This is a genomic window from Flavivirga spongiicola (assembly GCF_030540825.1).
In the GTDB taxonomy this organism is placed as follows: domain Bacteria; phylum Bacteroidota; class Bacteroidia; order Flavobacteriales; family Flavobacteriaceae; genus Flavivirga; species Flavivirga spongiicola.
In genome coordinates this window covers 569,442-583,337 of sequence record NZ_JAUOEO010000002.1, presented here as the reverse complement: position 1 = coordinate 583,337, position 13,896 = coordinate 569,442, and the positions used below count along the sequence as shown (strand labels likewise).

The window sequence follows — 13,896 nt, the reverse complement described above, 5'->3', positions numbered from 1 at the left end:
AACTTTCTCAAAATTGAAAATAAATAAAAGAATTAGCCATATTGTTTAATGATAAAATTATAGCCAATACTGTAATTAAATAAAGAAATGGTTTAATTATTTTATCTTTCATAAAATGATTACTATTAATAAATACATGTGATTTATTTCTATAAAACCAATCTATTGCAACAAAAAAAATGAGATAAAAAAGTAAAATTTTTATACTTTGATTACTTAATTGCAAATAACTTAGATTAAAAAAATTTGCTCTTTTAAAAATACAACTAATATACTCGAAAGCTACAGATATATTTTCAGATCTAAAAAATATCCAAGCAAAAACAGTGAGCATAAATGTTATTGTCATGCTCATAAAATTATTTATAGTTTCAATAAAATTATTTGTTGAAAAAACAACTCTATTTATCCCTGAAGATTTCAAAATAAATGAGGGCAAATAGTAAACAGCATTTAAAGCTCCCCAAAAAATAAATGTCCAATTAGCTCCATGCCAAAATCCGCTAACGATAAAAACAATAAATATATTTCTAACGACTATAATTAATTTTCTTTTTGACCCTCCGAGAGGAAAGTACAAATAATCTCTAAACCAATTAGATAAAGATATATGCCAACGTCTCCAAAACTCAGGAATGCTTTTAGAGAAATAGGGCGTTTTAAAATTAGTCATTAGATTCACGCCAAAAAGCTTAGCAATACCTATAGCTATATCTGAATAACCTGAGAAGTCGCTGTATATCTGAAATGCAAAAAGTACAGCTCCAATAATTAGAACGATTCCTGAGTAACTGGAATAGTTAACAAAAATATCATTAACAAAAGGAGCGCAAGAATCTGCTATTACAATCTTCTTAAATAACCCCCATAATATTTGCTGTAAGCCTTCCTTCCCTTTTTTGTAATTAAAAACACGTAACTCATAAAACTGCGGTAATAATTTCGAAGCTTTTTCAATTGGTCCGGCAACCAACTGTGGAAAAAAACTAACGAAAACCGAAAAAGCAATAAAATTTTTAGTTGGTTTTAGTTTCTTTTTATAAACATCTATAGAATAACTTAACGTTTGAAATGTGTAAAAACTGATTCCTACTGGTAATATAATTTCTAGCGAACTCACTTGTATTTCATTTCCAAAAAACAAAAATACTGTTACAAAATTATCTATAAAAAAATTATAATATTTGAAAAAACCTAGCAACCCCAAATTGACTAATACACTTACTGTCAATAAAACTTTTCGTCTTTTTAAACGATTTTCTTTAAAAAGGCCTAACCCAATTGAATAATCCACAACTGTACTAAAAATTATTAAAAACAAAAAGCGATAATCCCACCAACCATAGAATGCATAGCTGGCTACTAATAACAAAATATTTTGGTATTTGTAACTCCTAATTCCAACAAACCAGTATAATATAAAAATTATAGGTAAGAAAATTGCAAAATCGATGGAGTTAAAAAGCATTTAGAATACTGGTGATTTTCTATTATTTATAGTTAAACCTTAATTTAAAAGATTATTTATGGCTTTCCATATATTTTCAGAAGCTTTTGTTGGTGTTTTCCCTGCCACGACTTTATACCACTCCAAGCACTCATCTACATTTGACAATTGACTATCTAAAATTTTCTTTACTAAGTCTTTTAAATCATTCTTATCAAAACAAAATACAGCAGCTTCTTTACTTGGCATTGATCTAAAATGAACATATTTATAATTTTGTCCTATATCTCTAATCCCTTTTTTAAGTTGTGGTTGTTCATAATTATAGTAAATACAAGGTTTGTTGTGTGCTACAAAATCAAATACTGTTGATGAACATACGTTAGTTACAAACTCGCTATGTTCACAAACATTATACAACATTTTAAAATCTTCTTTAGTTGGTAACACTTGGTTCCATTGACTACCAATCTGACTCCAAATAGGGTCTAAAACTTCAATTATATCCTTATTCTTCTCTATTACTGCATCATATCTGGGCGTAAAATCTACAGGACACTTTCTATAAATAATCCCTAGATTTTCTCCTTTGGTATTTAAGCTTCTAACAGCGTTGGCTAAATCTTCTAAATAGTACTGGTCTAATGGCGACGTGGTTTCATCATCTCCCGAATAACATATATACCTTTTATTTACATCTAAATTGTATGCTTTAAAAAAGGTCTCTCTTGTTTGTTTTAGAGATGTATCGTAATGTGGTTCAAATTGTGGTGTTCCTGTTACCATTATTTGTTCGTCTTTAACAAATGGATAGTATTGCAATACCTGGGATTTCATAAGATCACTCCAAACAAAATAATAATCGGTTTCTACCACTTGCATCGCTTTGGGTACGTTATCCCACGAATACACAAAAGCAATTGTAGGAATTCCTAAATCCTTTGCTGCTAAAAGCGCACTAATAGATTGTGTTGCACGTTGTGTTGTGCAAAAAATTAAATCTGGTTTATGCTTTTCTAATTGTTCTTTACAATATCTGTATTTTGAAGTTGAACGTTCTAACTTATTTATTTTTTGCCTAAGTTTTACAACTCCTTTTCCTGAAGAATATAACCCTACCAACCATTTTACATATAAACTTTTAAAAGTATTCTTAATGCCTTTATAATTAAAAGGAAACTTATATGTTGAATATACGCCATCACTAAATTTATCTCTGGACACATTTAATTCTGCCCGTTTTCTCGCTCTTGAATAAATTGAGAGCAAAGGATGACTGGAATGATCTTCGATCTTAACTTCATTAAATCCTAAGTTTTCTTTGAGTGAGAATATGGTATTATTCCAATATGTAATATCAAACCCTTTTTGTTCTCCAATATTTTTAAAATCTGTAAAAGCGAAATTTCTTAAACCAACACCGTCTGGAAAAAAAACAAAAACTTTTTTTTTCATTTATAAATCAATTTTTAAATGGGCACACTGTCATTAATTTGCTACACAATGTATCAATGACTCCTCTTTCGGGAAGAGATTCTTTATTTTTAAAAAGACTTAGCAATGTTTCTTTATCCATTTTTTCGTCTTTAATATGAGCTATATAAGCAGGGATTTTTATAGATTCAAAATAGTCCTGATATTTTATATCATCTCCAAAAATATCTCCAGAAAACTTTTGCCATACAGCCGGAATTCCATAAGCATGGGCTACAATAATTCCATGCAATGAAGATGATACTATTTTTTCACACTTTAAAAACTGATTCGTAGTTTCCTCTATATTATTTGTCATTAAATCTATTAATAGAATGGAATCTTCATTTTTATAAAAGTCTTTTACTTTTTTATAATCTTTATAATGAGGAACTACACCTATGCTATATTCTTTTATTATTTTAGGGTTGTAATATCTTGGTAATAATAAAGCTGGATCGCCATATATTTCAGGCACATCATAATTTTGAGATAATAAATGTGCTCTAGTTTGTGGTCCTCTAACAGCTAAAAACCTTGCCTTCTTTATTGGATATTCTTTAGAGACAATACCGCTTCCCCATACAATACATTTATGGTTAACATTTGTTAAAATACTACCTATAGTTACATAAATCGGTCTAAAAAAATCAAATATGGAAAATCGGGAAGGTTTACTCCAAACTACTTTTTTATTGGATATTTTTTCAACAAGATATTTACCAAGAAGGTCTCCATAGTTTTCTTTAGACTTCCTCTGTAGTTTAATTTCGTTCCACCAAAATAATCTAATTGTATTTGATGAGAACATTATTATACTTTTTGATTTTTTAGTTTATCTCGTTGTACCTGTTCTATGGGCAATATATCTTGATGTTTAAATTGTAAAGCTTTATAAACAGCATTTACATCTCTTGATAGTTTTCGTAATCCCATTGGTTCTAAAGAAGCTGCATGGTCTGTACCTTTCCATGTACGATCTATAGTATAATGCCTTTCTATAATATTTGCACCTAACGTATAGGCAGCGACATCGACCGCTATTCCTAAATGATGCCCTGAAAACCCAATATGCTTTATATCGTTCCCGTACTTTTCTTTTAGTAAATTAATATCTAAAAGGCATACATCTTCAAACGGAACCGGATAGCCCGAAGTACAATTATATAACACTAAATCTTCATTTCTATTATGCTTTTTAAAGAAGTCTACTAAATCTTCAATTTCCTCTTTAGTAGTCATACCCGTTGAAATATGTAATTCCCCCTTATAGTTTTCGCATAACCATTCTAACATAACAAGATTATTATTGCATGCTGATGGGATTTTAATAAATTCTGGATTTAAAGACGCTATCTCTTTTGCAGATGTTAAATCCCAAACTGATGTAGAATAAGTTATCTCTATATCTTCACAAAATAATTTTAACTCTCGATGTTGGCTAACATCAAATTCCAAAAATTCTCTATGTGCTCCATAAGTATCTCCATAAGAGTTTACTGGATTTGGATGAGGCTGGTTGTATTGTTCTTCTGTTAACAGTTCTTTATTGTTACGCTTTTGAAATTTTACAGCATCGACATTGCAAAATATTTTAGCCACTTTAATTAATTCTTTTGCAATCTCCATATCTCCTTTATGATTGCATCCAATTTCGGCTATTATATAAGGTTTTTTATATTTATTCATATGGTTTGAGACTTCTTAAAATCTTTTATTATAATTCATTATAAACTGACATGCTTCTCGAATCGCTCCTGCTCCAGAATTTTCAGAAAGCACTACATCTGCATGCTGCTTTACAATACTGGTTGCATTATTTGGTACTAAAGACCAACCTACACTACATATATTTGTGAGGTCGTTAACATCATCACCTACATAGGCTATGTTACTCAAATAAATTCTTTTATCTAATAAAATTTTGCTTAATAATGTGTATTTATCTTTTACACCTAAAAATATATGTTCTATTTTTAGTTTTTGCATCCGTTTAGCAACAAGTTGTGAATCCTCTGATGTCATGACCATAACCTCAACATTAAATTGTCTTAAAATTTCGAGCCCCATACCATCTCGCATATCAAAACTTTTAGTATGCTCTCCTTCTTTTGTATAGGTGATTGTTCCATCTGTAAAGACACCATCAACATCTAAAACAATGTGTGTTATTTTCTTTGATTCTTTTTCTCGTTTTTGTCTTTCAATTAATAGACTCTCAATAGCAATCCAATCGGGTTCTGTATCGATTTCCATTAAAGACTCTTCTGACATTTTTACAATAGCTACATTATCTCCTAATCTATTTTCGTTCTTCTTTAAAGCATCTTTACCAATAACGTAAACGGCTCCATTTTCTACTAATAGACCCTCAAAATCTTGACGCCTAGGCCTTTTATGAGGATTATAATTTATTGGTGTTCCATTTTCATTCCATAAAAAACGATGTGTATTTACAACTGTAAGAGCTGAATCATATTCACTACCAATTTTAGCTAAACAAGTATTAATATCTCCTCTTTTTGTAAAAGGGGACGTCGCTTGTAACAAACAAAAGATATCGAAATCATAGTTTATTGATTCGCAAAACTCTAACATAGCAAATTCGGTCGATGCGCTATCACTCGCACTTTCCTCACTTCTTAATAAGGCTTTAACCTTATCAGTCCAACTATATTCTTTTGTTATAAATTCAATAATACTTTCATCATCTGTATACACATAAACTTCATCAAGTTCAGAAAAAATCGCTTCTCCTAAAACCCAAGTAAACAGTGGTCTACCGACCATTTTGCGTTTATTTTTATTTGGTATTCCTTTTGATCCTTTTCTTAATGGAATAAAACCTATTTTTTTCATTATTACTAAACAGTTAATTTAAAAAAGAACAACCGCTAAAATACACTTTTTACAGATGAAACAACATTAAAATAGGATTAAATGCATTATTCCAATAAATGTTCAAATTAGCTTAGAGGATTAAAAACTTGTAAATAACTAGATTTAAAATCGATGGTCTTTAAGTCATTAATTAAATCTTCCACTTTTAATTCGAAATCTCTTTCATTCTGATTTAAATAGTAAGCCAGTTTATTATCAACATATTGACTAAACATTTCATTACCAACTTCATTAATAAGTATTGTTGGTACACCTAATTGATATGCTTCAATTAGACAGCCTGAATAATTAGTAATATGTAATAAACTTGATGTTATAGACTCAGGTAACGGCGTGGTATAAGCATCTTGAATAATTACTTTATTTTCAATTTTATTTGCCTTAATAAAAGATTCTAACTCATTAATATTCAAATTATTTCTAGGATGCAACCTCAAAACCCATTGATATTCAAGGTTTTTAATTAAAGAAACTATTTTTGGTGTCAACATATCTTTAATTGTAAATGGATATGTTTGCAGACTATAAATAATGTAATTGTCTTTGGATTCCTTTTTTTGTTTTTTTTGAAGCCAATAAGCTAAATAAGGTTGTCCGACCACTTTGGCACTAACATCAGTTGACTTACTTGCCCAAGAATCAATATTGTTTTTTGAAGCTTCATCCCAGTTCCAAAATTCTGTAGGCATTGTATTAAAACCGTTTTTAGGTATTTTATTCCAACTTGAAAAGGCTAAATGAATATTTGTCTGAGGCCCATGCTGAAAATCTATGGTCTTAATCTTAAAATTATTTGCGACAATTAAAGCCGCGTATAAATCGTCTAAACCGTAATACCCTAAAAAGATTACTTTCTGAGGCTTTATTTTTTTGTATAATTTTTCAAAAAAACCTTTACTAATATTTACTTTGCTACTCCATTTAATTAACTCACTTTGTGTGAGTCTTAAATTTTCAAATTTTAAATTATACTCACTTAATTCGGCATAAAACCCATTATAAAGTTCAAGGCTTACTTTTGGTTTTTGCTGTTTTAGCTTATAAATAATCTTTTTGACAAATTTATAATAATCAAGATACTTGTTTAAAGGAATAATCGCTTTTTCATTATAGTTAGGTTTTTGTATTTTTTGATATTCTATGGTATATACATCATTTTGTATATTATGAAAATCGATCATAGAATCATAAAACCGATTAAAATATTTACCGTTTTGAAATACTCTGTGAATATGAGATCCGTAAAATATTAGCTTTTTTTGTTTTAACTTAGAATAGAAAAATATTAGATTCAATTGAGCTTCTAATAAGAAAATAATTTTTCTAAAATAAGTAATGAATCTATTTCCTTTTTTGTCTTTCTCATAAGCTTTTTTGTCTTCAGTCAACAGCTTTTCATTCATTAAAACCAACATATGTATATAAAGTTTTATACGTATGTAAGGCCACACATCTATACCATTAACCTCCCAAGTATCTACAGGATATTTTTGCTCTAATTTTAAAATGGTATCTTTTATATTTTGCTGTGTGAACATATTAAGGGCATTATCTAGCTCTTTAAAACCTTCTTATAAGCTTCTAAAACTTGTTTTTTAATCAGTGCTCTTTCAAATTTTGGTTTCACTCTGTTAAGGTTTATTCCAAACGCTCTTTCTAATAATTCTGAATTTTCTATTACGGTTAAAACATGATTCTTAATTTCTTCTATACTATTACAATCTTCGATTAATAGTCCATTTTCATGATGCTCTATCACCTCCGCTGATGCTCCTCCTGGATTGGATTGGATAGGGAAAGCGCCTTGAGCTATAGCTTCCAATAAAGTATTTGGCATTCCATCAGAATTGCTATTTCCTATGTAGATGAGAGCTTCTCCCATAAGTTCTAAAATTTTATTGTGAGGTAAAAAATCTTTTCTCAATAAAGTCTTTACAGCTAATTTCTTAGATAAATCCTGGCCAACAATATAATTTGCGACTTCTTCGTCTCCACCAAAAACTATAATATTATAGTTTTTTAATTCATTTGAAATCGCCTCTAATGCTTTTAAAACCTCTATAGCTTTCCCAGAACGACCTTGATACCCTTTAATTAAAATAGTTTTTCGTTCTGAGATTGGTCTAATATAAGCATCTGATTCTTTATAATTAAAACCTCCACCTCCTGGATATACTCCCAAAAACCCTCCTTTAAACCCTAAGTTTCTTGCTAATGAAGTATCACGCTTACAATCTGCAAACAGGTAATTTATTCTTGAAAGTACTTTTAAAATATCTTGTTTGTATTTTGGAATTTCTTTAAAATAATACAAATCACTTCCCCATGAAGAATAAATCCAAGGCAAGTCATAATATTTTTGCATCACCTTTAAAATAGGCGTACATGATATATAGAGTACAAAACTATGTACAAGATCAGGTTTTATTTCTTTTAATTTTTCTTCAAAAATTTTTTTTACATCATTTTCTATTAAAAAACTAAGTTTTTTATATAAGCGAGGGAATTTTTTTTTAATAAAAATTCTTCCTTTTAAGTTTGGATATTTTTGTTTCCAATCTACAATTTGATTTACCCATGGTAATTTATTAGAATATCCTCCATCTAAAATATGAAACCAATATAAGTCATGACCTGAATCTTTGAGTTGATCTGTCCATCTTTGAAAATGGATTGAATTCATCGATACAAGTAAAATTTTCATAATGATTAATTACCTATAATTTAATTGTAAGTGATATCTCTAATGAATTTCGATTAAAAACAAACTTATAAGGACAGTTTCTAAGGTTCATTATGATAGCTTCCAAAAGCAAATCGTTAACAATTTGCATATTCAGAAACACTTTTGTTTTTTTATTTAAAATTTTTTTCGCAATATAATTTAGAGACTTATACTCTTTGTGTCTTTTAACTTTAACCGAAACTACTTCATTCTTTAAATTTAATAATACATTACTTACAAACCCTTTAACATCTGATAATTCATTGCTAATGGTAAACTCGTTGTTCACTGTATTTAGTAATTTATAATTCTCAGGATTATAATCTCCCCATTTAAAAGCTTTATTTGCAGAAACCCTTTTTGTTATTTTTGTATACTCTAAATACTTTTGATTGATCTTTTCTAGATTAGAATGAAATGGTGATGTACTTTCTTTATTTCTATATGTTTTAGGATGCCATTGATGTAATATCAATATACCTTTATCATAAAACACAGTGGTTTTTTTATCATTTTTCAACCTTATATGGATATCTGTATCTTCACTTCCCCAACCATTGTAAAACTCGTCATAACCATTAATAGATTTTAAAATATCTGTTTTATATAAAGTCATCCCTGTTGCTTCATTACTTGACTTAAAACTAATTTTATAATCATTGAATGCTTTATCTTTTTTAGACTCAGATTCACTTAAAAAACCAACCTGAAAATAAGTCATGGCTTTATCATTTTTTAAGCTATGGAGAATTTCAACAAAGTGTGGGTGATATATCATATCTATATCTCCAACAAAAAAATAGGGTGTCTGGCATTGTTTTAAAACAATATTGATAGCTCTTGATTTACACCATAGCTGTTGTTCTGTTTCACATCTAATTAACTCAATAAATGCACACTTCTCAACTAACTTTACAAGTCTATTTTTATAGGACTCTATACTCCCATAATCTACCAAAACAATTTTAAAATGTTTATTTGTTTGATTTAACAAACTATCAAAACATTTTTTTACAATATTTAAATTTCTATTTCTATATGTTAAAACGATTGTTATCATTAAATAATAGCATTCTTATAATAAATACTTTTCATGGTTGACTTTTTAAAATATTTCTATTCTAGAAAACAGCTAAACTCACATTAATTCTGGCCAGAAATAAAGTTTTTAAATTTACTTTTTGGAAGTCCTTTCAATTTAAGCAACATTAAATGTATTAGTGAGGACTTTAATAGCTTAGTAAAAAACCTATGCTTTATTACTGCATACTTTCCGTTTTTTAGGCTTTGTAAATCTAACTCATAAGTATTATGCTCATTTTTAATTTCATCAAATACTTCTCCCATCCATTCTTCATAAATATTACCCATGTGATACGCATAATTATCATATGTAGATAATCGATATCCACCTGCTTTTAAAACTGGTAAATCTGTATACCTATATTCACTATCTCCGCTTATTTTAAATTCGGTATTTCCTTTAGGTAATTTATCAAATACTTCCTTTTTATATGTTGTTACAAAATGAGAGCAACCTACAACGGCTTTTTTTTGTTTTTTAGAATCAAGTGTTAATATAACATCTTTATATTTTTCATCCAACCAAGGCCAACCAATACTTTTTGCAAAAAGTGTCATCGCTTCTGGGTTTAGGACTTTTGAAAATTTCATCTTATTTGAAAACAAATGATCCATCCAAATATTACCTGTAAGCTCCTTATGCTTTCTATAAATAGGTACTGGACAAACTGCTCCTGCTTTAGGGAAATGTTCAAACACAGAAACAACCTCTTTTTCCCATTCGTTCAAAAATAAAACATCAGCATCTGTAATTGTTATTAACCTTTCATTACAAGTTCTTAAAGCTTTTAAAACACTATTAATTTTACCAATACCTTCTTTTTCTATAATAAGCTCTTCGAACAGCCCTTCTTCATAAAGATTAAATAATTTTTGATTGACACTATTACAACATCCATTACTAATAACAGATATTTTTATGTTATTAGATGTCGTTTTTATTAAAGATTCTAAACATAATTTAAAAATCCTGAAAGCGTCTTTGTAATAGTCTTTCTCTTTAGGTACATATAAAGGAATAATAACTCTATGATATCCTACCTCAATAGGTATTTTTTTGTCTCTGGTTGGGTTAGCTTCAATTCTCATGCAATGTTAACTTTGATAATGATCAATTAAATACTGCACACCCTTTTCTAGACTAATCAAATCTCTGTTTATAATAGTTTTCATTTTTGATATATCTGGACAACGCCTCGTCATATCTCCTTCTTCTAAAGGAGGAAGGTGAATTATTTCACTTTTAGATTTTGTCATTTTAATAACATCTTGTGCTAGCGATAAAATAGTTTGTTCTATATCACTTCCTACATTAATAACATCATTAATACAGCTTTCATCGTTAATTGCTTTTATACATGTTTCTACATTATCTTCAACATAACAAAATGAACGAGTTTGCATCCCATCACCATATATATATATTGGTTTATCTTGTAACGCAGCCTTTATAAACTTTGGAAGAACAAAATCTTCACTTTGATTTGGGCCATACGTATTAAAAAAGCGAAAAATTGTATACTCTAAGCCATATTCTTGGTAGTAAGATTTAAAAAATGCTTCGCCTATATTTTTTACTATAGCATAAGGCAACCTAGAATTTAACGGTGTTGTATTTTCATTTTGTGGTACCTCAAAAGGCTCGCCATATACCTCTGACGAACTTGAATAAAAAACCCTTTTGACTCCAGAGTTTTTTGACAGAGACAAAATGTTTTTTATACCTTCAATATCATCTAAAACCATTACAGGATTTTCTAGAGTTCGTTTTACCCCAACAACCGCTGCATAATGGAATACATAATCAAAATTATATCTTCCAAAAATGGGTACCAAATCATTGTAATGATTAACATTTGTTTTTATCAGCTTAACATTGGCTAAATCTGGAACTTTATTTATTGATCCTGTACTTAAATTATCTGCAATAACAATGAAGTTATTTTCATCCTCAGCAAGTTTAGATGCTAACGTACTACCAACATTACCTGCACCGCCTGTTATTAATATATTGGACATTCTTTTTTATTTATCTTTTATTTTTCTATAACAGAAAGATATGCATCATATATTTTCTGTTTTATAATCTCTTTATCTAAATTTTTCTTAGCAAACTCTAAATTATAACTAAAGGCTTCTTTTAGTTTATCAGGGGTATGCAATGCTGCTAAAATAGCATTTTTTATTTCGCTTATATCTTCAGGGTCGTTTATTAATAATCCATTTTCTCCATTATTTATTATTTCTTCAGAAACTCTACCTGGATTTGATTGAATAGGAAATGCTCCCATGGTTATAGCTTCTAATAATGTATTAGGAATACCATCTGATGTACTGTTTCCTATATAAATTAAGGATTTCCCCATTAGCTTAATGACTTCACCATGCTGCAATTGGTGTCTGTGATAGGTTTCAAAGTCAAGTTTCTTTTTCTTAACATAATTCACAACAAATTCATGAGCTCCAAAAACGATAATTTTATATGGATTTATTTGATTTACTGCTATAGACTCAATAGCTTTAACAATATTTATAGCCCTACCAAAAGTGTGCTGATAACCTTTAATCAAAATAATATTCCTTTTTTCAAAGGGCTGAACATTATTAATTAATTCATTGATATTATAGCCACTTCCACCGGGTATCACTCCAAGGTGTTTTCCTTTGAAATCTAATGTTCTAGCTAAATTATAGTCTCTTTTACAATCGGTAATTAAATAATCAACCCTTTTCAACACTTTTTTTATCATTCTTTTGTGAGAAGAAAACTGTTTATAGTAATACAAATCACTTCCCCAACAAGAATATATCCAATCTAACTCCTTATTTTTATTCATAGTTTTAAGAATAGGATATGAACATGATTGCATTTCAAAACTATGAATAATATCTGGTTTAAGCTTTTGTATTATATGTTCTAAGTCTTCATTCTCTGTGACCTCTACAAAATGTCTTAGTTTTTGATAATAAAAAGGAAGCTTTTTAGATAGTAGATACTCTCCTTTTAAGTAGGATATTTTGCGTTTATTATTATACACGCTTACCTCTTTAAATTTATCATTTTTCTCATCAAACTTTTCCCCGGTTATATTGTACCAGTACAATTCTAAATAGTCACTTGGAAGATTTTCTATCCATCTAAAAAAATGAACCGATGGCATGGAAACAAGAAGAACTCTCATACTTTACATAAAGTTTTATAAGCAATATAAATTTAAAAAGGGGAATCCCTTTATGTATTATTTAAAAATATTATTTAATTATCTTTTTTTATCAAATATAACAGTGAAATCAAATTGTACAATGCTTTTTTACAACTTTTATAACTCTAGAACAATTATTTATCTATTATTACAAATTTAAAGACAATAATCTTAATTTTCATAACCGAGCTACATCAGTAATAAACAAATATACCATACCAGAATTTTATTTACTTTTACTTAAAAAAAATGAAACAATTCTTAAAAAAATATACTCCTAGTTTTATTAAAACGGTTTTTATAAAACTTAAAAGAATTAGACATTTTTTTAAATATGATTTATTGAACTTCAAACTTTTTATTTGTGGAGTATACTTTACTCACTTCGTTAAAACGTACAGGAGTAATGGTGTCAATATAAAAATCCCCTTTGATTTAACAGATTATAAGTTTAGAGGAAGGTTTGTTTTAAATAAGTACGAAAGTGAAGAAAGTATTCTAATATCCAAGTATCTGAATAAAAATTCTACCGTACTAGAACTAGGAAGTTGTCTCGGTTATATTTCTTGTATTACGAACAATATATTAGCTAACAAAACGAACCATGTGGTATTGGAAGCAAATCCTAATTTAATCAATAGTATAGAGGAAAATAAATCTTTAAATAATTGTAAGTTTCATTTAGAAAACAAAATTATTTCCAAAAACAAATCAAATATATTCTATATCCATAACAGAATAGTTGGAGGTAGTATTGTACGCTCTACTAATAGTAAAATTAGTATTGAAGGGGTTGGAATGGACTATTTAGAAAAAAAGTATAGTTTAGTTTTTGATACTTTAATAATGGATATTGAAGGAGGCGAATTAGACTTTTTCAGGAATCATAAAAATGAAATATTAAAATTTAAAAATGTTTTTTTTGAAATCCACCCCTTTTGTGATATTCTGACTGTTGATGAAGCTAAAGAATGCGAAAATATTTTACAAAATTTAGGTTTTGAGCTTGTAGATAAAATTGGCTTCTTTCTATTTTGGAAAAACAAAAACCTTTAATTCCATTC

General features: G+C 28.6%; 12 protein-coding genes. 1 reads left to right on the top strand and 11 read right to left on the bottom strand.

Annotated elements, in window-relative coordinates:
* Positions 1–7: 7 nt before the first annotated feature.
* From Q4Q47_RS22410 to Q4Q47_RS22360, 11 genes are all read right to left on the bottom strand, one after another.
* Complete coding sequence (locus Q4Q47_RS22410; protein WP_331497781.1) at positions 8–1,372, bottom strand: MBOAT family O-acyltransferase; 1,365 nt, start codon at positions 1,370–1,372, stop codon at positions 8–10.
* Between the two features lie 135 nt (positions 1,373–1,507).
* Positions 1,508–2,902 carry a glycosyltransferase family protein gene (locus tag Q4Q47_RS22405; RefSeq protein WP_303308961.1) on the bottom strand — a complete coding sequence of 465 codons (1,395 nt, stop codon included), beginning with the start codon at positions 2,900–2,902 and terminating at the stop codon, positions 1,508–1,510.
* A 7-nt stretch (positions 2,903–2,909) separates the two neighbouring features.
* Entirely contained in the window at positions 2,910–3,731 is an 822-nt protein-coding gene (locus Q4Q47_RS22400; RefSeq protein ID WP_303308960.1) for a polysaccharide pyruvyl transferase family protein, read from the bottom strand.
* Between the two features lie 2 nt (positions 3,732–3,733).
* Complete coding sequence (locus tag Q4Q47_RS22395; protein WP_303308959.1) at positions 3,734–4,609, bottom strand: N-acetylneuraminate synthase family protein; 876 nt, start codon at positions 4,607–4,609, stop codon at positions 3,734–3,736.
* A 15-nt stretch (positions 4,610–4,624) separates the two neighbouring features.
* Positions 4,625–5,779, bottom strand: coding sequence for an acylneuraminate cytidylyltransferase (locus Q4Q47_RS22390; RefSeq protein WP_303308958.1), 1,155 nt, complete (start codon positions 5,777–5,779; stop codon positions 4,625–4,627).
* 107 nt (positions 5,780–5,886) lie between these two features.
* A complete protein-coding gene (locus Q4Q47_RS22385) occupies positions 5,887–7,359 on the bottom strand; it encodes a hypothetical protein (protein WP_303308957.1) in 1,473 nt (490 codons plus the stop codon).
* Positions 7,360–7,373: 14 nt separating this feature from the next.
* Entirely contained in the window at positions 7,374–8,525 is a 1,152-nt protein-coding gene (locus tag Q4Q47_RS22380) for a glycosyltransferase (RefSeq protein ID WP_303308956.1), read from the bottom strand.
* Between the two features lie 13 nt (positions 8,526–8,538).
* On the bottom strand, positions 8,539–9,606 hold the full coding sequence (locus Q4Q47_RS22375) for a glycosyltransferase (RefSeq protein ID WP_303308955.1): 1,068 nt from the start codon (positions 9,604–9,606) through the stop codon (positions 8,539–8,541).
* Between the two features lie 83 nt (positions 9,607–9,689).
* Complete coding sequence (locus tag Q4Q47_RS22370) at positions 9,690–10,718, bottom strand: glycosyltransferase family A protein (protein WP_303308954.1); 1,029 nt, start codon at positions 10,716–10,718, stop codon at positions 9,690–9,692.
* Positions 10,719–10,724: 6 nt separating this feature from the next.
* Entirely contained in the window at positions 10,725–11,648 is a 924-nt protein-coding gene (locus Q4Q47_RS22365) for an NAD-dependent epimerase/dehydratase family protein (protein ID WP_303308953.1), read from the bottom strand.
* Between the two features lie 17 nt (positions 11,649–11,665).
* The gene (locus Q4Q47_RS22360) at positions 11,666–12,811 is read right to left on the bottom strand and encodes a glycosyltransferase (RefSeq protein ID WP_303308952.1); all 1,146 of its coding nucleotides are present in this window, start codon (positions 12,809–12,811) and stop codon (positions 11,666–11,668) included.
* Between the two features lie 270 nt (positions 12,812–13,081).
* Between Q4Q47_RS22360 and Q4Q47_RS22355 the strand changes: the two genes are divergently transcribed.
* Positions 13,082–13,888 (top strand): FkbM family methyltransferase, encoded by an 807-nt coding sequence (locus Q4Q47_RS22355; RefSeq protein WP_303308951.1) that lies wholly within the window; start codon positions 13,082–13,084, stop codon positions 13,886–13,888.
* Positions 13,889–13,896 lie beyond the last annotated feature (8 nt).

What these genes read in the sequence shown, in the direction of transcription:
- Q4Q47_RS22400 (WP_303308960.1), bottom strand. Translation starts at nt 3,731, where the DNA reads ATGTTCTCATCAAATACAATTAGATTATTTTGGTGGAACGAAATTAAA.
- Q4Q47_RS22395 (WP_303308959.1), bottom strand. Translation starts at nt 4,609, where the DNA reads ATGAATAAATATAAAAAACCTTATATAATAGCCGAAATTGGATGCAAT.
- Q4Q47_RS22385 (WP_303308957.1), bottom strand. Translation starts at nt 7,359, where the DNA reads ATGTTCACACAGCAAAATATAAAAGATACCATTTTAAAATTAGAGCAA.
- Q4Q47_RS22365 (WP_303308953.1), bottom strand. Translation starts at nt 11,648, where the DNA reads ATGTCCAATATATTAATAACAGGCGGTGCAGGTAATGTTGGTAGTACG.
- Q4Q47_RS22380 (WP_303308956.1), bottom strand. Translation starts at nt 8,525, where the DNA reads ATGAAAATTTTACTTGTATCGATGAATTCAATCCATTTTCAAAGATGG.
- Q4Q47_RS22405 (WP_303308961.1), bottom strand. Translation starts at nt 2,902, where the DNA reads ATGAAAAAAAAAGTTTTTGTTTTTTTTCCAGACGGTGTTGGTTTAAGA.
- Q4Q47_RS22360 (WP_303308952.1), bottom strand. Translation starts at nt 12,811, where the DNA reads ATGAGAGTTCTTCTTGTTTCCATGCCATCGGTTCATTTTTTTAGATGG.
- Q4Q47_RS22355 (WP_303308951.1), top strand. Translation starts at nt 13,082, where the DNA reads ATGAAACAATTCTTAAAAAAATATACTCCTAGTTTTATTAAAACGGTT.
- Q4Q47_RS22370 (WP_303308954.1), bottom strand. Translation starts at nt 10,718, where the DNA reads ATGAGAATTGAAGCTAACCCAACCAGAGACAAAAAAATACCTATTGAG.
- Q4Q47_RS22375 (WP_303308955.1), bottom strand. Translation starts at nt 9,606, where the DNA reads ATGATAACAATCGTTTTAACATATAGAAATAGAAATTTAAATATTGTA.
- Q4Q47_RS22390 (WP_303308958.1), bottom strand. Translation starts at nt 5,779, where the DNA reads ATGAAAAAAATAGGTTTTATTCCATTAAGAAAAGGATCAAAAGGAATA.